The 18,708-nt window shown below is 73.4% G+C and carries 19 protein-coding genes; 7 read left to right on the top strand and 12 right to left on the bottom strand.

Going from position 1 to position 18,708, the window contains the following annotated elements; all coding sequences use genetic code 11:
• Positions 1-293: 293 nt before the first annotated feature.
• The 7 genes from ACZ4XX_RS07430 to ACZ4XX_RS07400 all read right to left on the bottom strand — a co-directional run bounded on the left by ACZ4XX_RS07430 (position 294) and on the right by ACZ4XX_RS07400 (position 6,569).
• Positions 294-1,475 carry an ROK family transcriptional regulator gene (locus ACZ4XX_RS07430; RefSeq protein WP_468507133.1) on the bottom strand — a complete coding sequence of 394 codons (1,182 nt, stop codon included), beginning with the start codon at positions 1,473-1,475 and terminating at the stop codon, positions 294-296.
• A 155-nt stretch (positions 1,476-1,630) separates the two neighbouring features.
• Positions 1,631-2,284, bottom strand: a complete 654-nt coding sequence (locus tag ACZ4XX_RS07425) for a class F sortase (RefSeq protein WP_468506980.1) — start codon at positions 2,282-2,284, stop codon at positions 1,631-1,633.
• Positions 2,285-2,570: 286 nt separating this feature from the next.
• On the bottom strand, positions 2,571-3,131 hold the full coding sequence (locus ACZ4XX_RS07420) for a cupredoxin domain-containing protein (protein ID WP_468506979.1): 561 nt from the start codon (positions 3,129-3,131) through the stop codon (positions 2,571-2,573).
• A gap of 181 nt (positions 3,132-3,312) precedes the next feature.
• Positions 3,313-4,269 carry a beta-ketoacyl-ACP synthase III gene (locus tag ACZ4XX_RS07415; protein ID WP_229313489.1) on the bottom strand — a complete coding sequence of 319 codons (957 nt, stop codon included), beginning with the start codon at positions 4,267-4,269 and terminating at the stop codon, positions 3,313-3,315.
• Between the two features lie 173 nt (positions 4,270-4,442).
• On the bottom strand, positions 4,443-4,826 hold the full coding sequence (locus ACZ4XX_RS07410; RefSeq protein ID WP_468506978.1) for a (2Fe-2S) ferredoxin domain-containing protein: 384 nt from the start codon (positions 4,824-4,826) through the stop codon (positions 4,443-4,445).
• Positions 4,823-5,362, bottom strand: coding sequence for an isochorismatase family protein (locus ACZ4XX_RS07405; RefSeq protein WP_468506977.1), 540 nt, complete (start codon positions 5,360-5,362; stop codon positions 4,823-4,825). Before ACZ4XX_RS07405 ends, ACZ4XX_RS07410 begins: the two co-directional genes overlap by 4 nt.
• Positions 5,363-5,387: 25 nt before the next feature.
• Positions 5,388-6,569, bottom strand: coding sequence for a bile acid:sodium symporter family protein (locus ACZ4XX_RS07400; RefSeq protein ID WP_468506976.1), 1,182 nt, complete (start codon positions 6,567-6,569; stop codon positions 5,388-5,390).
• A 145-nt stretch (positions 6,570-6,714) separates the two neighbouring features.
• Here ACZ4XX_RS07400 and ACZ4XX_RS07395 point away from each other — a divergent pair, with 145 nt between their 5' ends.
• The 4 genes from ACZ4XX_RS07395 (at position 6,715) to ACZ4XX_RS07380 (ending at position 11,356) form a co-directional block, all read left to right on the top strand.
• On the top strand, positions 6,715-7,572 hold the full coding sequence (locus tag ACZ4XX_RS07395) for a LysR substrate-binding domain-containing protein (RefSeq protein WP_468506975.1): 858 nt from the start codon (positions 6,715-6,717) through the stop codon (positions 7,570-7,572).
• Positions 7,573-7,947: 375 nt separating this feature from the next.
• Positions 7,948-9,771: an AMP-dependent synthetase/ligase gene (locus ACZ4XX_RS07390; RefSeq protein WP_468506974.1), complete on the top strand. Its 1,824-nt coding sequence runs from the start codon at positions 7,948-7,950 to the stop codon at positions 9,769-9,771.
• A gap of 161 nt (positions 9,772-9,932) precedes the next feature.
• The gene (locus tag ACZ4XX_RS07385) at positions 9,933-10,721 is read left to right on the top strand and encodes an aldo/keto reductase (RefSeq protein WP_468507132.1); all 789 of its coding nucleotides are present in this window, start codon (positions 9,933-9,935) and stop codon (positions 10,719-10,721) included.
• A gap of 167 nt (positions 10,722-10,888) precedes the next feature.
• Positions 10,889-11,356, top strand: coding sequence for an RICIN domain-containing protein (locus ACZ4XX_RS07380; protein WP_468506973.1), 468 nt, complete (start codon positions 10,889-10,891; stop codon positions 11,354-11,356).
• 70 nt (positions 11,357-11,426) lie between these two features.
• Here the strand turns inward: ACZ4XX_RS07380 and ACZ4XX_RS07375 are convergent, their stop codons facing one another.
• On the bottom strand, positions 11,427-12,392 hold the full coding sequence (locus ACZ4XX_RS07375; RefSeq protein ID WP_468506972.1) for a class I SAM-dependent methyltransferase: 966 nt from the start codon (positions 12,390-12,392) through the stop codon (positions 11,427-11,429).
• 98 nt (positions 12,393-12,490) lie between these two features.
• Positions 12,491-13,423, bottom strand: a complete 933-nt coding sequence (locus tag ACZ4XX_RS07370; RefSeq protein WP_468506971.1) for an AraC family transcriptional regulator — start codon at positions 13,421-13,423, stop codon at positions 12,491-12,493.
• Between the two features lie 94 nt (positions 13,424-13,517).
• On the opposite strand from ACZ4XX_RS07370, the gene ACZ4XX_RS07365 reads away from it, so the two are divergent.
• Positions 13,518-14,447 carry a Rossmann-fold NAD(P)-binding domain-containing protein gene (locus tag ACZ4XX_RS07365; protein ID WP_468506970.1) on the top strand — a complete coding sequence of 310 codons (930 nt, stop codon included), beginning with the start codon at positions 13,518-13,520 and terminating at the stop codon, positions 14,445-14,447.
• 23 nt (positions 14,448-14,470) lie between these two features.
• Here ACZ4XX_RS07365 and ACZ4XX_RS07360 read toward each other — a convergent pair whose 3' ends face one another.
• Complete coding sequence (locus tag ACZ4XX_RS07360; RefSeq protein WP_468507131.1) at positions 14,471-15,205, bottom strand: class I SAM-dependent methyltransferase; 735 nt, start codon at positions 15,203-15,205, stop codon at positions 14,471-14,473.
• A gap of 106 nt (positions 15,206-15,311) precedes the next feature.
• On the bottom strand, positions 15,312-15,617 hold the full coding sequence (locus tag ACZ4XX_RS07355; RefSeq protein WP_319313399.1) for a 4a-hydroxytetrahydrobiopterin dehydratase: 306 nt from the start codon (positions 15,615-15,617) through the stop codon (positions 15,312-15,314).
• Positions 15,618-15,708: 91 nt separating this feature from the next.
• On the opposite strand from ACZ4XX_RS07355, the gene ACZ4XX_RS07350 reads away from it, so the two are divergent.
• Positions 15,709-16,536: a helix-turn-helix domain-containing protein gene (locus ACZ4XX_RS07350; RefSeq protein WP_468506969.1), complete on the top strand. Its 828-nt coding sequence runs from the start codon at positions 15,709-15,711 to the stop codon at positions 16,534-16,536.
• A 24-nt stretch (positions 16,537-16,560) separates the two neighbouring features.
• Here ACZ4XX_RS07350 and ACZ4XX_RS07345 read toward each other — a convergent pair whose 3' ends face one another.
• Positions 16,561-16,995: a hypothetical protein gene (locus tag ACZ4XX_RS07345; protein ID WP_468506968.1), complete on the bottom strand. Its 435-nt coding sequence runs from the start codon at positions 16,993-16,995 to the stop codon at positions 16,561-16,563.
• A 479-nt stretch (positions 16,996-17,474) separates the two neighbouring features.
• On the opposite strand from ACZ4XX_RS07345, the gene ACZ4XX_RS07340 reads away from it, so the two are divergent.
• Positions 17,475-18,686, top strand: coding sequence for a low temperature requirement protein A (locus ACZ4XX_RS07340; RefSeq protein WP_468506967.1), 1,212 nt, complete (start codon positions 17,475-17,477; stop codon positions 18,684-18,686).
• Positions 18,687-18,708: the final 22 nt, after the last annotated feature.

Raw genomic sequence — 18,708 nt, 5'->3', positions numbered from 1 at the left:
TCCCCTCGGCGAGTGCGGGTGGCCGTCCGGCGGGGTGCGGGTGGGCTGGGACGCGTGGGTTGGGGCGCGTGGGGTTACGGGGTGCTACGGCGGGTGTGGGCGCGCCTGGGGGCGCGGGGTGTACGGCGGGCGCCGGGGCGTGTGGAGTGCGGGGTGGTGCCGTGTGTGCAGGTGCGCCGGGGCGCGCGGTCGTGCGAGGGGTGCGGGCCGGTGGGGTGTGCGCCCGTCCGTTCCGCCCCCGGGTCCCCTGGACGATGTCCCGGGGAGGGAGGGGCGGGTGCCCTTGAACCTTGTTACGCCGGGGAGAAGAGGTGGTCGCTGATGAGGCGGGCCGCGCCCGTGACGCCGGCTGTCTGGCCCAGTTCGCCGAGGACGATGGGCAGGTTGCCGGTGGCCAGCGGCAAGGACTGCCGGTAGACCTGGGTGCGGACGCTGGCGAGGAGGTTGTGACCGAGGCCGGTGACACCGCCTCCGATCACCACCAGACCGGGGTTGAAGAAGCTGACGAGTCCGGCGATGACCTGCCCGACCCGGTTTCCGCCCTCACGGATGAGGGCGAGTGAGGTGGCGTCTCCGGCCGCGGCGGCCGCCGCGACGTCGACGGCGGTGAGCCGGCCGGCCGACGCGAGCCGGGCGGCGAGTTCCTCCGACCCGCCGCCGCGTGCCGCTTCCTCGGCGTCACGCGCCAGGGCGGCACCGCTGAAGTGGGCTTCCAGGCAGCCGTTGTTGCCGCAGGCGCAAGGGCGGCCGTCGGGCTCGACCTGGATGTGCCCGATGTCGCCCGCGCTGCCCGTCGTACCGCGGTAGACCTCTCCGCCGACGACGATGCCGCAGCCGATACCGGTGCCGATCTTGACGCAGAGGAAGTCGCCGACCGAGCGGGCGACTCCGGCGTGCTGCTCCCCCATGGCCATGAGGTTCACGTCGTTGTCGACCATGACGGGGCAGCCGAGTTCCTGGCTGAGCGCCTCCCGTACGGGGAAGCCGTCCCAGCCGGGCATGATCGGCGGTGCGACGGGGACGCCCTCGGGGAAGCGGACGGGTCCGGGGACGCCGATGCCGGCGCCGTCGAAGCCTTCCGCGAGCCCGGTGGAGCGGAGCTTCGCCGCCATCGACAGGGCCTGCTCGAAGACGGCGACGGGGCCCTCGCGGACGTCCATGGGGTGGTTGAGGTGCCCGAGCACCTCCAACTCGGCGTTGGTGACGGCGACATCGATGGAGGTGGCGCCGATGTCGATGCCGAGGAAGCGGAGTTCGGGTGCGAGCCGGATGTTGTGCGAGCGACGGCCGCCCCGGGAGGCGGCGAAGCCGTCGGCGACGACGAGACCGGTCTCCAGGAGCCGGTCGACCTCGACGGCGAGCTTGGAACGGGAGAGATCGATCTGATCCCCCAGCTGGGCGCGGGAGTTGGGTCCTCCGTCGCGCAACAGCCTGAGGAGTCGCGCCTGATGTCGGTTGGCAGGTCGTGCCGTCATGCGTCTCACGCGCCCCTCCCTCTCGTACCCGCTCGTCTTCGTGCTTTCGAGGGGAACGTAGCAGCGGCTCACCGGAGTGGGAAGAAGTTGCGCATGAATCCGCTCTGACTTTTTCCCGATTGGGGACAAAGACGGGGTCGGGGGCGGGAGAAGGGTCAGCGGACCCCGACCAGGCGGGCCGAGACCACCACGTTGCCCGCGTAGCCGTTCTCCTCGGTGAACGTGCCGCCGCAGGTGATCAGGCGGAGCTCGGGCACGCCCGCGTCGGCGTAGACCCGCTCGGCGGGGAAGCCCTCCTTGGGGACGACCTCGACCCCGTACACGGCGAAGACGGCGGTCCGGCCGTCGCGGCGGGCGATCTCCACGCGGTGTCCCTTGCGGAGGGCGCCCAGGTCGTAGAAGACGGCCCGGCCGCCGGGGACGTCTACGTGCCCGACGACGACGGCGGTGCCGCGCTCGCCGGGGGTGACCGCGCCGGTGAACCAGCCCGCGAGCCGGTCCTCCTCGGGCGGAGGGGCCTCGATCCAGCCGTCGGCGTCGAGCCCGACCTTGGTGATCGGCGCGTCGATCCGGACGGCCGGGACACGGACCCGGAGCGGGGTCGACGGGGTCAGCGGATCGGGTGCGGAGGAGGGGACGAGTGCGGCTTCGGCGCGGGCTGCGTCGGGTGCGGCGACGGCGAGCGGCTGCGGGGGGCCGTCGGCCCGGAGCTCGTCCGTACCACCGCGCACGAGGTGCACGCCGACGAGCAGGACCACGGCGACGAGCCCCCACGCGCCGTGCCGCCCCGCACCGTCCGACCGCCCCACGCCCGCTCTCCTCCTCGCACCGTGAACGCACCGACTGCACACCGTCCGCGCCGACTTCGTGCCGTCCGCGCCGACTGCACACCGTCCGCACCGACTTCATGCCGTCCGCACCGACTGCACACGGTCCGCACTGGCTTCGTGCCGTCGTCCTGCCCGCCGCCGGGGCGCCCTTGGCGCGTACGCGGCGGAGCCCGCTCACGGGCGTCCGCCTGTGTGGCGCCCCTCCGTCCCGGACCTCGTCACACCGGGGCGGAGGGGCCGTTTCAGGCCCCCCTGGTCCCGGCCGTCAGGCGCGGCCGTCGAGGTCGCGGCGGCGGGTCAGGACGATGGCGGCGCCGAGCGCCCCGACGATGAGCAGCACGCCCGTGACCACCTCGGTGACGCCGAGGCCGTCGGTGTCCGCGTCGGAGGCGGCGGCGGTGCCGTAGCCGGCCTTCACGCCCTTGTTCGCTCCGGACGGCATGCCCTCGTCGTGTCCGGTGGTGTTCCCTCCGGTGTCGCCCTGGGCGACGGTGAGGGTGGCGGTGCCGCGCTCGCCCTTGCAGTCGAAGGTGATCTCGTACTGGGCCCCGGCCTTGGCGTCGAGGTCGACGGTCGCGCTGCCCGAACGGCCCTCGTCGAGGGTCACGGTGTCGAACACCCCGGAGGTGACGGTCACCGACGGCACTTCGCAGCCGTCGGACTTCAGCGTCACGGTGCCGCCGGGGGCGACGGTCTCGGGGCTGACGGAGAAGCCGAAGGACGTGATGCCGCGGTCGTCCTCGCCCGCCAGGGCGGCCGGTGCGACCGTGACCACGACGACGACGGCGCTCAGCAGGGCGGCGGAAGCGGCACGTATCGCGCGCATGACGGTCCTCCAGATCACGGGAGGGGCGGTCACGGAGCGATTCCGTGCCCGGAATACGACGACCCTCACCGCGATCGAAGCTAGGTCCGCCACCGGCGCACCGCCACCGGGCTCCGCCGAACGGAGTACGGGGCGGCGACAGGGAACGGCGGCGGCCCGCGCGGCCCGCGCGGGCCCGTCTCTACGGCACCCGGACGACCTGGCCCGCGTACGACAGGTTGCCGCCGAAGCCGAAGAGGAGGACCGGGGCTCCGGAGGCGAGTTCGCCGCGTTCGACGAGCTTGGCGAGGGCCAGCGGGATGGAGGCGGCCGAGGTGTTGCCGGAGTCCACGACATCGCGGGCGACGATCGCGTTGACGGCGCCGATCTTCGCGGCGAGCGGCTCGATGATCCGCAGGTTGGCCTGGTGCAGGACGACGCCCGCGAGTTCCTCGGGGCCGATGCCGGACCGCTCGCACGCCTGCCGGGCGAGGGCGGGCAGCTGCTGGGTGGCCCAGCGGTAGACGCTCTGGCCCTCCTGGGCGAAGCGGGGCGGGGTGCCCTCGATCCGGACGGCGTGGCCCATCTCCGGGACCGAGCCCCACAGGACCGGGCCGATGCCGCGCACGGCCCCCGGCGCCTCGTCGTCCACGGCCTCGACGATCGCGGCGCCCGCGCCGTCGCCGACGAGGACGCAGGTCGTGCGGTCGGTCCAGTCGGCCACGTCGCTCATCTTGTCGGCGCCGATGACCAGGGCGCGGCGGGACCCACCGGCCCGCACGGCGTGGTCGGCGGTGGCCAGGGCGTGGGTGAACCCGGCGCAGACCACGTTGAGGTCCATGGTGGCCGGCGAGGTCATTCCGAGGCGGGCGGCGACGCGGGCGGCCGTGTTCGGCGAGCGGTCGATGGCCGTCGAGGTCGCGACGAGGACGAGGTCGATGTCGTCGGGGGTGAGCCCGGCGGTGGCCAGGGCCTTGCCCGCCGCGTGCGCGGCGAGCTCGTCGACGGGTTCGTCGGGCCCCCCGATGTGCCGGGTGCGGATACCGACCCGGCTGGTGATCCACGCGTCGTCGGTGTCGACCAACTCCGCGAGGTCATGGTTGGTGAGCACCTTGGCGGGCTGGTAGTGCCCGAGCGCGGCAATGCGAGTGCCCGTCATCCCGGGACCCCCTCGGTGGTTCGATCGTCCGGCAGGATTTCCCAGTGTTGCCAGCGACTGATGGGTAACAGGTGACGTAAACCACCAAGATTCCCCCGTAGCCCTTGGCCGACCGTGACAAGGACCCGGGCGCCCCACGGGCCCCACGGCATGGCGTGGGGCCGCGGACGGGGTCAGTTCTTCGGCGGGTCGATCATCTGGAGGGCGAGAGTGGCCGGGGGCGGGGCGATGCCGGGGCCGCCGGCGGCCGTCCAGGCGAGGATGTCGTCGAGGGAGTCCTGGTCGAGGGTGAAGGCGATCCAGGCGGCCCGGCCGCCGCGCCGCCGGCCCTCGGTGGAGGGCTGGACGACGACGATGTTGGCCTGGGCGCAGGGGCCGAGGCAGTCGCTCGTACGGACGGCGAGCCGGCCGCCGGAGGCCGCGGCGGCCTCCCGGAGGCGGGCGAGCTGTCCGGCGTGGTCGGTGCCGGGGTTCTTGCGGGCGTCGCCGCAGCAGCAGCCGCGGCAGACGACGAGGGAGCAGGGGCGGGCCCCGTAACGTATCGGGACCGGGGTCACGCGCGGCCGTCCGGGGTGGCCGGGGCTTCCAGGGTGATCGCGGCGACGGGGGCGACCGTTCCGAGGCGCGGGAAGTCGAGGTCGACGGAGGCGCGGTGTTCGTCGGCGGTGAGCGCGCTCATGGCGTCCTCGGCGAAGACGAGGTCGTAGCCGAGGTCTCCGGCGGCGCGGGCCGTGGACTCGACACCCAGGTTGGTGGCGATGCCGCCGAGGACCAGGGTGGTGGCGCCGAACCCGGTGAGGATTTCGTGGAGCCCGGTGCCCTGGAAGCCGCCGATGGTGCGCTTGACGACGACGGGCTCGCCCTCCCGCACGAGGCCGGCGACGAGGTCGCTGCCGGGCGGCTGGGCTTCGACGTTCGGTCGTTCGACCCGGATGTGGACGACGGGCGCGCCGGCCGCCCGGAAGGTGTCGGCGAGGCGGGTGGCGGCCGTGAGGACGTCGGTGCCGGGGCGGGGTGCGAGGGGCAGCGCGACGATGCGTTCCATGAGGTCGACGAGGACGAGCGCGGTGCGGCCGGGATCGAGTGCGGGCATGGGAGCACCGTAGCGGCCGGGATGATCATCCCGGGGTGGTCGTGGGTGTGATCCGGCCTACGGAGGGAGCCCCTGAGGGAGCCGCCGGGGTCCCGTCCGTCCCGGGATTCCCCTCCGCGTCACGCGCGCGGCGCTTCGCGATCACCGCGCACACCATCAGCTGCATCTGGTGGAAGAGCATCAGCGGGAGCACGGCGAGCGCCGCCTGGGCGCCGAAGAGGACGCTCGCCATCGGCAGTCCCGCCGCCAGGCTCTTCTTCGAACCGGCGAACTGGATCGCGATGCGGTCCGCCCGGCCGAAGCCGAGACGCCCGGCTCCGTACCAGGTCAGGGCCAGCATCGCCGCGAGCAGGACGGCCTCGACGGCGAGCAGCAGGCCGAGCCGGGCCGGGGTCACCAGGTGCCAGATGCCGGCGACCATGCCCTGGCTGAAGGCGGTGTAGACGACGAGGAGTATCGAGCCCCGGTCGACGTACCCGAGGACCTTCCTGTGGCGGACGAGGAGGCCGCCGACCCAACGTCGCAGGAATTGTCCGGCGAGGAACGGTACGAGGAGCTGGAGCACGATCTTCAGGAGCGCGTCGGCGGAGAGGCCGCCCGCGCTGTTGCCGAGGAGGAGCGCGGCGAGCAGCGGGGTGAGGACGATGCCGGCGAGGGAGGAGAAGGAGCCCGCGCAGATCGCGGCGGGCACGTTGCCGCGGGCGATCGACGTGAAGGCGATGGAGGACTGGATGGTGGACGGCACCAGGCAGAGGAAGAGGAGGCCGCTGTAGAGCTGGGGGGTGAGCACGGTGGGGACGAGGCCGCGGGCGGCGAGTCCGAGGAGCGGGAAGAGCAGGAAGGTGCTGCCGAGGACGGTGAGGTGGAGCCGCCAGTGCTTGAGGCCGTCGAGCGCCTCGCGGGTGGAGAGCCGTGCCCCGTAGAGGAAGAAGAGGAGGGCCACGGCTCCGGTGGCCGTGCCTTCCGCGACGCGGGCGGCGCCGCCGGACGCGGGGAGGAGCGCGGCGAGGCCGACCGTGCCGAGCAGCGCCAGGACGTACCCGTCGACGGGCAGCCAGGCGGGCAGCCGGAGGGCGCGTCGCGGGGTACCGGGGCGGTCTCCGCGCGGGGTACCGGTGCGGTCTCCGCGCGGGGTACCGGTGCGGTCTCCGCGCGGGGTACCGGTGCGGTCTCCGCGCGGGGTGGGGGCGGGCGTACGGGCGGTCATGGGCTCCACTGCTCTGTGCACGGCGAGAGGGCGCCTCGCGCCTTTCCATCCTGGCCCAGGACCCGGTGATCGGGAATCCCGCACAGTGCACTGACTGTCATCGCGATTCGCGATGATCACGGCTTGCGGGCGTTACGGTCGTCCTGTGTACGAGCCCACTCATCTCCGCACCTTCCTCGCCGTGGCCCAGACGCTGAGCTTCACCCGGGCCGCGGACCGCCTCGGGCTGCGGCAGTCGACCGTCAGCCAGCACGTGCGGCGCCTGGAGGAGGCGACGGGCCGGCCGCTGTTCACCCGGGACACCCATCGGGTGGCGCTGACCGAGGACGGCGAGGCGATGCTCGGCTTCGCGCGCACGATCCTCCAGGCCCAGGAGCGGGCGGCGGCCTACTTCGGCGGGACGCGGCTGCGCGGGCGGCTGCGCTTCGGGGCGTCGGAGGACTTCGTGACGACCCGGCTGCCGGAGATCCTGGAGTCGTTCCGGCGCGAGCACCCGGAGGTCGACCTGGAGCTGACGGTCGAGCTGTCCGGCACGCTCCAGGCACGGCTCGCCGCGGGCCGGCTGGATCTGATCCTGGCCAAGCGGCGCGACGGGGAGAGCGAGGGGCGGCTCGTGTGGGAGGACTCCCTGATCTGGATCGGGGCGCCGGGCCTTCGGCTGGATCCCGACCGTCCGGTTCCGCTGATCCTTTATCCGCCGCCGGGGATCACCCGGGCGCGGGCCCTGGAGGCCCTGGAGGGGCACGGGCGGGCGTGGCGGATCGCGTGTACGAGTTCCAGCCTGAGCGCGAACGTGGCGGCGGCCCGGGCGGGTCTCGGCGTGATGGCGCACACGCGGGGTCTGGTGCCGCCGGGTCTGGTGCCGGTGGCGGGGCTTCCGGAACTCGGCGACGTCGGCTTCGTGCTGCGCGCGGGGCGCCGGGGCGGGGCGGTGCAGGAGGCTGCGGACGCGCTGGCGGAGGCGATCCTGGCGGGCGGCGACCGGCTGCACCGGCCGGCCTGACGCCGGTCCCGGTGCGGCCCGGGCGGGACCGCCGAGCACACGGCGGCCCCGTCCGGTCGGCTCCCCACGCGCACGTGCGGCCCCGTCCGAACAGCCCCGCACGTGCACGTGCGGTGCCTCGTCGGGTGGCGGCCCGTGAGCGGCCCGTACAGATTCCGTGGAGATTCCCGCCCGGCGGACGTACCGAGCGGTCGGTAACGCCCCCGCAGCATCTGTGACTTGACTCTGCCACCCATCCTGACCTGTGCGAACACGGTATGTCCCGGCTTGGTGAAAGGCCCTCCCGCCGGGCAGTCCCGTGGGGTACCGTCACCCGCGCCGTACGGAGCGCTACAACGAGCTTTTCCAGCCATCGAGCCGTCGAGGAGCAGGTCAGTGCGCGAGTTCACCGTGCCGCCCGTCGAGGCGGCGCCTCAGGTCGGCGGTCTGGCGGACGCCGTGTTCGAGCGTGCCCTGACGGAGCCGGAGCGGATCACGTTCGGCCGGAAGGGTCCGGACGGCGAGTGGCGGGACGTGACGGCCGCGCGGTTCCGGGACGAGATCCTCGGTCTGGCGAAAGGGCTGATCGCGGAGGGGGTGCGGTTCGGCGACCGGGTCGCCGTCATGGCCCGCACCCGCTACGAGTGGACGCTCTTCGACTTCGCGCTGTGGACGCTCGGCGCACAGCCCGTGCCGATCTATCCGACGTCCTCCGCCGAGCAGGTCTTCTGGATGCTGCACGACTCCGAGGTCACGGCCTGCGTGGTGGAGCACGAGGACCACGCGATGACGATCGGATCGGTGATCGACCGGCTGCCCCGGCTCCAGCGCCTGTGGCAGCTGGACGCGGGCGCGGTGGCCGAGCTGACGGCCGCCGGGGCGGACATCGACGAGGACGTCGTGCACCGGCACCGGCGGGCGGTGACCCCGGAGACGGTCGCGACGGTCATCTACACCTCGGGGACGACGGGCCGCCCCAAGGGCTGTGTGATCACCCATTCCAACTTCATGTTCGAGACGGACATGCTGGTGGGGCGCTGGGAGTCGGTGTTCCGTTCCCGGCCGGGCGAGGAGGCGTCGACGCTGCTGTTCCTGCCGCTCGCGCACGTCTTCGGGCGCATGGTGGAGGTGGCGGCGGTCCGGACCGGGGTGAAGCTGGGGCACCAGCCGGTGATGGCGGCGGTGGACCTGATCCCGGACCTCGCCGCCTTCCGGCCGAGTTTCGTCCTGGCCGTGCCGTACGTCTTCGAGAAGGTCTTCAACGCGGCGCGGCGCAAGGCGGAGCGGGAGGGGAAGACGGGCCCGTTCGACAAGGCCGTGGAGGTGGCGGTCGCGTACGCGGAGGCCCTGGAGCACAAGGCCTTCGGTACCGGCCCGGGGCCTTCGGCGGCGCTGCGGGTGCAGCACCAGTTCTTCGAGAAGACGGTGTACGCGAAGGTCCGCGCGGCCCTCGGCGGACGGCTTCGGCACGCGATGTCGGGCGGTTCGGCGATGGACCGCCGGCAGGGGCTGTTCTTCGCGGGTGCGGGGGTGACGGTCTTCGAGGGGTACGGCCTGACGGAGTCCTCGGCCGCCGCGACCGCGAACCCGCCGGAGCGGACGCGGTACGGCACGGTGGGGCAGCCGGTCCCGGGGACGACGGTGCACATCGCGGAGGACGGCGAGGTGTGGCTGCACGGCGGCCAGGTCTTCTCCGGCTACCTCAACGCCCCCGAGGCGACCGCAGCCGTCCTCAACGACGGCTGGCTGGCCACCGGGGACCTGGGCTCCCTCGACGAGGACGGCTATCTGACGATCACCGGGCGCAAGAAGGAGATCCTGGTGACCTCGGGCGGCAAGAGCGTCGCGCCGACCGCCCTCGAGGAGCGGGTGCGGGCGCATCCGCTGATCGCCCAGTGCATCGTCGTCGGCAACGACAGGCCGTACATCGCCGCGCTCGTGACCATCGACCAGGAGGCGGTGGAGCACTGGCTCGCGATGCAGGGGCGGGCGCCGCTCGCACCGGCGGAGCTCGTACGCGATCCCTCCCTGGAGACGGAGATCCGGCGGGGGGTGGTGGCGGCGAACACGCTGGTCTCGCAGGCCGAGTCCATCCGCACCTTCCGGATCCTGGCGCATCCGTTCAGCGAGGAGCACGGGCTGCTGACCCCGTCCCTGAAGCTGAAGCGGAAGGCGATCGAGCGGGCGTACGCGGCGGAGGTCGCGGCGCTGTACGGCTGAGCGGGGACCGGGGGCATCGTGACCCGGGAGACGGAATGCATGACTTCCCCGGATCGTTGAGGGTGGGAGCAGTCAGGCAAGACCCGCGACAACGTAAGGATCCCCTCCACGTGAGCACGGACAGCAAGGTTCCCTCGGTCACCCTGAACAACGGCGTGCGGATGCCGCAGCTGGGCTTCGGTGTCTGGCAGGTGCCGGACGACGAGGCCGCGACGGCCGTGGCGACCGCCCTGGAAGCCGGCTACCGCTCGATCGACACCGCCGCGATCTACGGCAACGAGGAAGGCACGGGCCGTGCCGTCGCCGCGTCCGGGATCGCTCGCGAGGACCTGTTCGTCACCACCAAGCTGTGGAACAGCGAGCAGGGCTTCGACTCGACGCTGAAGGCCTTCGACGCCTCGCTCGACAAGCTCGGGCTCGACTACGTCGACCTGTACCTGATCCACTGGCCGGTCCCCTCGAAGGGCGCGTACGTCGACACCTACCGCGCGTTCGAGAAGATCCACGCGGACGGGCGCGCCAAGGCGATCGGTGTCTCGAACTTCCTCCCGGAGCACCTGGAGCGGCTGATCGGGGAGACCTCGGTGGTGCCCGCCGTCAACCAGATCGAGCTCCACCCGCAGCTCTCCCAGCAGGCGTCGCGGGACGCGCACGCCCGGCACGGCATCGCGACCGAGGCGTGGTCGCCGCTCGGCTCGGGCAAGGGGCTCCTGGACGTGCCGGCGATCGTCGCGATCGGCCGCAAGCACGGGCGGACCCCGGCCCAGGTGGTGCTGCGCTGGCACCTCCAGCTGGGGAACGTGGTGATCCCGAAGTCGGTCACCCCGTCGCGCATCCAGGAGAACATCGACGTCTTCGGCTTCGAGCTGGACGCCGAGGACCTGGCGGCGATCGCCGCCCTCGACGAGAGCCGCCGACTGGGCCCGGACCCGGCGGAGTTCGGCGCCTGACCGATCGCGCGGCGCGTCCGACGGGCGGCGCACCACGACGACGACGATGACGGTGACGACGGCGCCGAGGTCCGCCCGGACCCCGGCGCCGTTGTCGTACCCCCGGCATAGAGTCGACGGCGGACCGTGCGGCAGCGTGGCGAACGGCGAGTGAGGGAGTCGATTCGGTGAGTGGTGGTTCTCCGGTGCCCGTCGAGGACGGCCTCTACCGGGTGCGGAACGTGGCCAGCGGGCTGCTCCTCGAGGTGTACCAGGGGTCGAGCCGCAGCGGTGCCAAGGTGCAGCAGGGCACCGAGAACGGCACCCCGGGACAGCACTGGCACATCACCTCCGTGCCGAACGGCGGCGGGCTCCACCACCTGGTCAACGCGGCCAGCGGCAAGCGGCTCGACGTCGCCAACGCCTCCACGGAGAACGGCGCCGACATCCAGCAGTGGAAGGCGAACAACTTCGGCGCGCAGGAGTGGATCATCGAGCAGGACCTGCAGTCGCCGGGGACGGTCGCCCTCGTGAGCTTCATCAGCGGGCTGTTCCTGGAGGTAGCCGACGACTCGAAGGAGGACGGCGGCAGCGTACGGCAGTGGGAGGACACCGACTCCCCGTTCCAGTGGTGGCGGCTGGAACCGGTGTCCTGACCCCGCCGGGATACGGCCGGGGACGCGGCGGTACCCCGCCGGGATACGGCCGGCCCGGGCGCGGCGGTCCTCAGCCCTTGCGAGCGGTGTGGACCGTGCGGGCCGCGAGGTAGAAGAGGTCCGTGCGGTGGTGGAGCGACAGCGCGTCGGCCGGGTCGAGGAGCCGGTCGAGCATCGCGCGGTCGTCCGCGTCGAGGCGGTCGCCGAAGCTGTCCCGGACCCGGCCGAAGTGGGTGAGGGCCAGCTCCCGTACGACCGGGGACACCGGCGCGGGGACGTCGGTGAGGAAGGTGCGGGTGCCTGCGGGGGTGAGGCCCGCGTCGGCGAGCAGGGCCCGCCAGTCGTCCGGCTCGTCCTTGTGGCCGGGGGTGTCCGCCCGCATCTCGGCGAACCGGTCGGCGTTGGCGGCGTCGAGGCGCGCCTCCAGGCCCGGCCGGCCGAAGCCGAGGTGCCAGGGCAGGTACCGGCTGGGCAGCCCGCCCTCGACGAGGACCATCAGGCCGCCGGGGTTCAGCAGGCCCGCGAACTCGACGAGCGCGGCCCGCTGGTCGCCGATGTGGTGCAGGGAGTTGCCCGCCCAGATCACGTCGGCCTTCCCCAGTTCGGCGATGCCTTCCGGGAGTTCGGCGTGAAGCGTGGAGACCCGGGCGCCGAGACCGCGTTCCACGGCGCGTTCACGGGCACGGACGAGGAGCTCGGGGCTGCCGTCGACGGCGACCGCCCCGGCCGCCGGGAAGGCCTCGGCGAGGACGCCGGTGACGACACCGGGGCCGCTGCCGACGTCGAGGACCCGGCGGACGCCCTGCACGGCGGTGAGCGTGCCGAGCCAGGCGGCGGCGTCCGCGTAGGCGGGGCTCTCGATCTCCGCCTGCCACTCCAGGAGCGGGGCGATCTCGTTCCAGTCGAGAGGGGCGCCGTGGTGGTGGGAACCGTGGCCGTGCTTGTGCCCGGCGGCGTGCGGGGCACCGGGAATGTGCTGGTGCGCGTGCCCGTCGCCGTGCGAGTGGCCGTGCTGCGTTGCGGTGTGCTGGCTCATGGGTCCAGGGTGCGTCGAGTCGGCCGCGAGCGCGAGAAGCGTTGCCGTTCTGGCAAGAAAATCGATCCTGTGTTGCTCGTATCGTCATACCCGCCGACTCATGCCCCGGCGCGGTGCTCCTGCGGGCTGACGCCCCTGACCCGCTTGAAGGCGGCACTGAGGGCGAAGGCGCCGCTGTAGCCGACCTGCCGGGCGACGGACTCGACGGTGGCGTCGCTCTCGCGCAGCAGATCGGCGGCGAGCGCGAGCCGCCAGTCGGTGAGGTACGCCATCGGGGGCTCGCCGACGAGTTCCGTGAAGCGGCGGGCGAGCGCGGCCCGGGACACGCCCGCCTTCGCGGCCAGCGAGGCGACGGTCCAGGGATGGGCGGGGTCGTCCTGGAGCAGTCGCAGGGCACGGCCGACGACCGGATCACCCATGGCGCGGTACCAGGCGGGGGCCTCGGCACCCGGCCGGGAGAACCAGGCGCGGACTCCGGAGATGAGCAGGAGGTCGAGGACCCGGTCGAGGACGACGGTCTGGCCGGGTTCGTCGCGGGCGATCTCCGTGCCGAGGAACGGCATGAGGGGGCAGTTCCACGCGTCGGCGGGCAGATGGAGCAGCTCCGGCAGGGCGTCGAGCAGCCGGCGGCCGACCTCGCCGTCCATCCGGTACGTGCCGACGAGGACCGTGGTGCCCCCGTCGGGCGCGTTGCCCCAGGTGCGGACGCCGAGCCGCATGCGGTCGGCGAGCGGCTCGCCGCTGAGGGTGGTGCAGACGCCGTCGGGCCCGATGACGGCGCTGGGCGGGGCGTCGGGGGCGTGGGCGACGGTGTACGGCCGCGGGCCCCGGACGATGGCGATGTCCCCGGGCCGCAGCACGACGGGGTCGCCGGTGGCGGGAACGACCCAGGCCTCGCCCTCGGTCACGCACATCACGCAGATCGGTGCGCCGTCCTCGATGCGCACCGACCACGGCGGCTCCATGACCATGCGGAGCAGGAAGGCGCCCCTGGCGCGTGGTCCGTCGAGGAGTCCGGCGAGTGCGTCCATGGGTCACCAGGGTAGGCGGGCCGTGAGACGGAGACATAGGGGTGTGAGACGGCGGAGCATGGGCTGCGGGCGCCGTGGGCGGGAGTCTTGACCCATGACGAACCAGACGAACGACACGCGGAACGAGCAGGGCACGAACGGCCGGAGCGCGAACGGGCAGAGCACGAACGAGCAGAGCACGAACGGGCACAGCCCGAACGGCGGGAGCGCGACCGTCCTGGTGACGAGCGCCACCGGCAAGACCGGGCGTCGCGTGGCCGAGCGGCTCACGGCGCGCGGGGCGACCGTCCGCGCCGGGTCCCGTTCCGGCTCGACGCCCTTCGACTGGGAGGCTCCGGAGACCTGGGGCCCGGCACTGCGGGGCGCGGACGCCGCGTACGTGGCCTACTACCCGGATCTCGCCGCGCCGGGCGGGGTCGAGGCGATGGAGACCTTCGGCCGGTTGGCCGCGGAGCACGGCGTACGGCGGCTGACGGTGCTGTCCGGGCGCGGGGAGCCGGAGGCCGTCGTGGCGGAGGAGGCCCTGCGTGCGGCGGCGGTCGGGGTGGAACTGACCGTCGTGCGCGCCTCGTTCTTCGCGCAGAACTTCTCCGAGGGGCTGCTCGCGGAGGGGGTCGCGGAGGGCGTGGTCGTCTTCCCGGCGGGTGACACGGCCGAGCCGTTCATCGACGTGGACGACCTCGCGGACGTGGTCGTCGAGACCCTGACGACGGAGGGCCACGCGGGGCGGGTGCACGAGCTGACGGGACCCCGTCCGATCGGCTTCGCGGAGGTGGTGGCGGAGATCTCGCGTGCCTCGGGGCGTCCGGTGGCCTACCGGTCGGCGTCCCGGTCCGAGTACGCGGCGATGCTCACCGAGTTCGGGCTGCCGGCCCCGGAGGCCGAATGGCTCGCGGCCCTGTTCGCGACGCTCCTCGACGGCCACAACGCCTCGGTGACGGACGGGGTGAAGCGGGTCCTGGGCCGCGAGCCGCGCTCCTTCGGGGCGTTCGCGGACGCGACCTGGGCCGGCGAGGCGGCCTGAGCCGGCGGCCCGCGCTTCCCTCCTCAGTCCTGCCGTACGAATCGGGCGAGCCGGTACCGGGGATCGGCACGGGGCCGGTCCTGGTCCGGGAGGGCGGCGAGGGCGGTGGCGAGCGTCTCGACGGCCGCCGCGTCACCGGGGAACCAGGAGGCGAAGTACCCGGCGCGCAGCTTCCGTACGGTGTCGCGCGGGGTGCCGCCCTGGCTGTGTCCCGCGAAGTGGGTGCCGGGGGCGGGCGCGAGACCGTGGGCGGCGGCGTACCCGGTGATGAGGTCGGCCCGGTCGGAGGCCGCCCCGGCCGAGCGGTACGGGCGGAGGATCGTGTCGATGTCGCTGCCGACGTCGTGGGCCGCGTCCTTGTCGACGGTGGCGATCAGGACGCCGCCGGGGCGCAGGACGCGGGCGGCCTCGGCGACGATCTCCGCGGCGAAGGGGACGAGGTGCAGCAGCCAGACGGCGCCGACCGCGTCCAGGGAGGCGTCGGGGAACGGCAGTCGCCGGGCGTCGGCGCGGACGACCCGGCCGGGTACGCGTCCCTCGGCGACCCGCAGCATGGCGTGGGCGGCGTCGGCCCCGTAGACGCGCAGTCCCGGCCGGGTGAGCCGTTCGGTGACGAGGCCGGTTCCGCAGGCCAGGTCGAGCAGGGTCCGGGCGCCGGGCGGCACGAGGCTCAGGACGGCCTCGGCCGCGGCACCGGCCCGGGGCACCCCGCCCCGGGTCCGGTCGTAGTGCGCCGCTTCGGTCTCGTAGTCGAGCAGGGTGTCCGCCATGCCGACGATCGTACGAGGGGAGTGACCGTACGAAGAGGCAGGTGGTGGGTGGTGGGTGGCAGGTGGTGGGTGACGTGCGGAGGGTGACCGTGTGTCAGGCGGCGCCGTGGCCCGGGGCGATTCCCTCCACGCGCTCGGCGAGCCCGAAGTCCTTGTCGGTGACGGCGCCGCCGGCGGAGTGGGTGTTCACGGACAGGGCGACGGTGTTGTAGCCGAGGGTCAGATCCGAGTGGTGGTCGAGCTCCTGCTGGATCCTGGCCACATGGACGACGAACGCGGTCGCCGCGAAGTGGTCGCCGAGCCGGTACTCGCGGGTGAGCCGATCGTCCTCGACGGACCAGCCGGGGAGCTCCCGCAGTCGGTCCTCGATCTCCTTCTGCGACAGCGGCTGTGTGGGCACGGCGGTGCTCCCTCCGGTCGGGTGGTGCGGGTGACGGACAGGGGTCCCCGGAGGAAACTACCCGGGTCCCCCTCTGAGATACCGTCTGGCCATGACAACGGTCGTGAGCGACACGGGAGTGGGGCCACTGCTGCGCGGTTGGCGCGAGCAGCGGCGGCTGAGCCAGCTGGAGCTGGCGCTGCGTGCGGACTCCTCCGCGCGGCACATCTCGTTCGTGGAGACGGGCCGTTCCCGGCCGAGCGAGGAGATGATCCTCAGGCTGGCCGAGCACCTGGAGGTGCCGGTCCGCGAGCGGAACGCCCTGCTGCTGGCCGCCGGGTACGCGCCCCGGTACGCGGAGTCGCCGCTCGACGCCCCGCGTCTGGAGACGCTGCGGGCGGGCATCGAGCAGCTGCTGCAGGGGTACGAGCCGTATCCGGCGCTCGTGGTGGACGGCTCGTACACGGTGGTGGCGGCGAACCGGGCCATCGGGCTGCTGCTCGACGGGCTGCCGGAGCATCTGCTGACGCCGCCGCTGAACGCGATGCGGGTCACCCTGCATCCGGAAGGGCTCGCGCCCCGGATCCGGAACCTGCCGGAGTGGCGCGGGCATCTGCTGCACCAGATGGAGCGTCAGATCGGGCTGGCCCGCTCGGAGTCGCTGCGGGCGCTGTACGCGGAGGTGCTGGCGTATCCCCCGCCGCCGGGCGCGGACGACGGGGACGGGGCGGGCGCGCCGGGTCCCGACGAGCTGTACCCGTACTTCGCGCTGCCGCTGCGGATCGAGCACGACGGGCGGGTGCTGTCGTTCGTGTCGTCGATCTCGACGTTCAACACCCCGCTGGACGTGACGGTCGCCGAGCTGGCCATCGAGACGTTCCTCCCGGCCGACCCGGCGACGGTCGTGTACCTCCAGTCCCTGCCGCCGTTCGGCGGCTAGGTCGTCTCTTTCGGATCCTGCCGGTCAAGCCGGAAGGGACGGCCTGGCGGCGACGGCCCGGAGGGCCGCCCACTGCGCGAGGGCGAAGCCGCCGACGGTGGCCGCCTGAAGGGGTGTCCACACCAGGCCGGCAGTGGTCGGCTCAAGCCAGGCGACGAGGGCGACGATGCTGAGGACGGCCCAGAGCGCGTTGATGTCGACGACGAGCTTCACACCGAGCGCCGGCGGCTGCGGGCGGCTCGCGAGCCAGGCGACACCGGCGGCGTACACGGCGAGCAGGACGCCCAGTTCGAGCAGGAGGCCCGCGTCGACGCCGAGGAGCTCCCCGAGCGGGCCGGAGGCGACGGCGTAGGCGATGCCGTTCGCCCCGGTGACGACGGCGTCGAGGGCGAGGAAGCGGCGCACCGCGGACTGCGGACGGGTGGTGCGGGCAAGGCCGGCGAGCAGGGCCTGGGACATGGCGGATCACCCTCCATGGGGGACGTTCGCGCTGGTGGTGGACCCGGAGCCCGAGCGGAGTGCGCCGCCCGGGTTCCGGTGTCTCCGAGCATGCCGGGCGGCGGGGCGGGGGTCGATTACGTGGGAGGTAATGCGGCGCCTCCCCCGGCCTCGCGCACACCGCCCGCTCTCCCACGTTCTGAGTGGCACGACGGTCGTCGAAGTCCGCCTGCGTTCGCCGGGTGTCGTCCGGCGTGGCTCCCCGTCCGGCTCCCCGAGCCGACAGGGAGCCGCCCCCGACGGCCAGGCGCACCGACGTCCGACAGGAGGCCAGGGCGGCGAGGTTCGACTCCCGCTGTTCCATGGGCGATCGCGGCGGCGCAGGTCGTGCGCGGGTGTGGCGCGGCCGGTGGCGGGAACCGTCTGCCACCGGGCGCCGGGCGTGAGTATTGTTCGCGCCGGGGTGGCCGGGGGTGGTCTCCCCGGAGGGGGAGAGAGACATGGCGTGGAGCAGGGAACGGGCCCGCATGGTGGCCACCGGGGACGACCACGCGGTGACGCCCGCGGAGCTCTTCTTCGACCTGGTGTTCGTGTATGCGATCACGCAGGTCACCGCCCTGATGGCGGCCGCGCCCTCGCCGGTGCGGGTGGTCGGCGCGATGGTCGTGCTCGCACTGCTGTGGTGGTGCTGGTGCTGCTTCGCCTGGCTGGGAAATGTCGTACGGGCCGACTCCGGCGCCCTGTTCGGGGTCCTCGTCACGGTCATGGCCGTGGTCCTGATCGTGTCGCTCGCCGTCCCGGACGTGTTCGCGGACCCGCCGGGCGGGCTGTCGACGCCGCTGCTCTTCGTGCTCTGCTACGGCGCGGTGCGCGTCCTGCACCTGGTGTCTTACTGGGTCTCCAGCCCCGGCGACCCCGTCCTGCGCGCCACGCTGCGCCGTACGGCCCTGACGTCGGTCGTCCCGCCGCTGGTGCTGCTCCTGATCGGCAGCTCGTACAGCGGCCGGGTCCAACTCCTGCTGTGGCTGGGGGCGGTGGCCGTCGACTACCTGGGCATCTTCGTCACCGGCGCCACCGGCTGGCGGGTCAACTCCCCCGGGCACTTCTCCGAGCGGCACGGCCTGATCGTGATCATCGCGCTCGGCGAGTCCATCGTCGCGATGGGCGTAGGCGTCTCCGGCTTCCCGCTCACCTTCGCCGTGCTCGGCGCCTCGGCGGCCGGGCTGCTGCTCTCGGCCGGGCTGTGGCGGCTGTACTTCCGGCAGCTCGGTGAGACGGCCGAGCACCGGCTCGCCGGCCTCGACGGCGACGACCGCACCCGGTTCGCCCGGGACGTGTACACGTTCCTGCATCTGCCGCTGGTCGCGGGTGTCGTGCTCTGCGCGCTCGGGATGAAGAAGGTCCTCCAACAGGTCGCCGACACCGGGCACTACGGGCTCGCGGAGCCCCTCCACGGGGTCGTGGCCTGGTCGTTGACCGGGGGCGTAGGCGTGTATCTGCTGGGCGCCGCCGCGATCGTGCTGCGCACCACGGGCCGGCGGCCGACCGCCCTCGCCCTGGGTGGTGTGTGCTGCCTGGCGGCGGGCCCGCTCGTCGGTCTCGTCCCGGCCCTGGTGGCGCTCGTGTCCCTCGCCGTCGTCGCGGCGGCCCTGGTGTGGCTGCACGGCCGGCGCAGGGCGGCGCAGCCGTTCGAGGCCGTCGAGGCGGCGTGACGGACGGAGGGGCGGGGGCGAC

The sequence above is a fragment of the Streptomyces sp. NPDC029956 genome (genome assembly GCF_055574655.1).
The sequence above is the reverse complement of the archived record's forward strand: the minus strand, read 5'-3'. Positions and strand labels throughout refer to the sequence as shown.

Bases quoted from the DNA above. Each gene is read 5' to 3' on its own strand.
- ACZ4XX_RS07430 (WP_468507133.1), bottom strand. From the start codon at position 1,475: ATGACGGCACGACCTGCCAACCGACATCAGGCGCGACTCCTCAGGCTG.
- ACZ4XX_RS07420 (WP_468506979.1), bottom strand. From the start codon at position 3,131: ATGCGCGCGATACGTGCCGCTTCCGCCGCCCTGCTGAGCGCCGTCGTC.
- ACZ4XX_RS07415 (WP_229313489.1), bottom strand. From the start codon at position 4,269: ATGACGGGCACTCGCATTGCCGCGCTCGGGCACTACCAGCCCGCCAAG.
- ACZ4XX_RS07405 (WP_468506977.1), bottom strand. From the start codon at position 5,362: ATGCCCGCACTCGATCCCGGCCGCACCGCGCTCGTCCTCGTCGACCTC.
- ACZ4XX_RS07400 (WP_468506976.1), bottom strand. From the start codon at position 6,569: ATGACCGCCCGTACGCCCGCCCCCACCCCGCGCGGAGACCGCACCGGT.
- ACZ4XX_RS07385 (WP_468507132.1), top strand. From the start codon at position 9,933: ATGCCGCAGCTGGGCTTCGGTGTCTGGCAGGTGCCGGACGACGAGGCC.
- ACZ4XX_RS07375 (WP_468506972.1), bottom strand. From the start codon at position 12,392: ATGAGCCAGCACACCGCAACGCAGCACGGCCACTCGCACGGCGACGGG.
- ACZ4XX_RS07370 (WP_468506971.1), bottom strand. From the start codon at position 13,423: ATGGACGCACTCGCCGGACTCCTCGACGGACCACGCGCCAGGGGCGCC.
- ACZ4XX_RS07365 (WP_468506970.1), top strand. From the start codon at position 13,518: ATGACGAACCAGACGAACGACACGCGGAACGAGCAGGGCACGAACGGC.
- ACZ4XX_RS07350 (WP_468506969.1), top strand. From the start codon at position 15,709: ATGACAACGGTCGTGAGCGACACGGGAGTGGGGCCACTGCTGCGCGGT.
- ACZ4XX_RS07345 (WP_468506968.1), bottom strand. From the start codon at position 16,995: ATGTCCCAGGCCCTGCTCGCCGGCCTTGCCCGCACCACCCGTCCGCAG.
- ACZ4XX_RS07340 (WP_468506967.1), top strand. From the start codon at position 17,475: ATGGCGTGGAGCAGGGAACGGGCCCGCATGGTGGCCACCGGGGACGAC.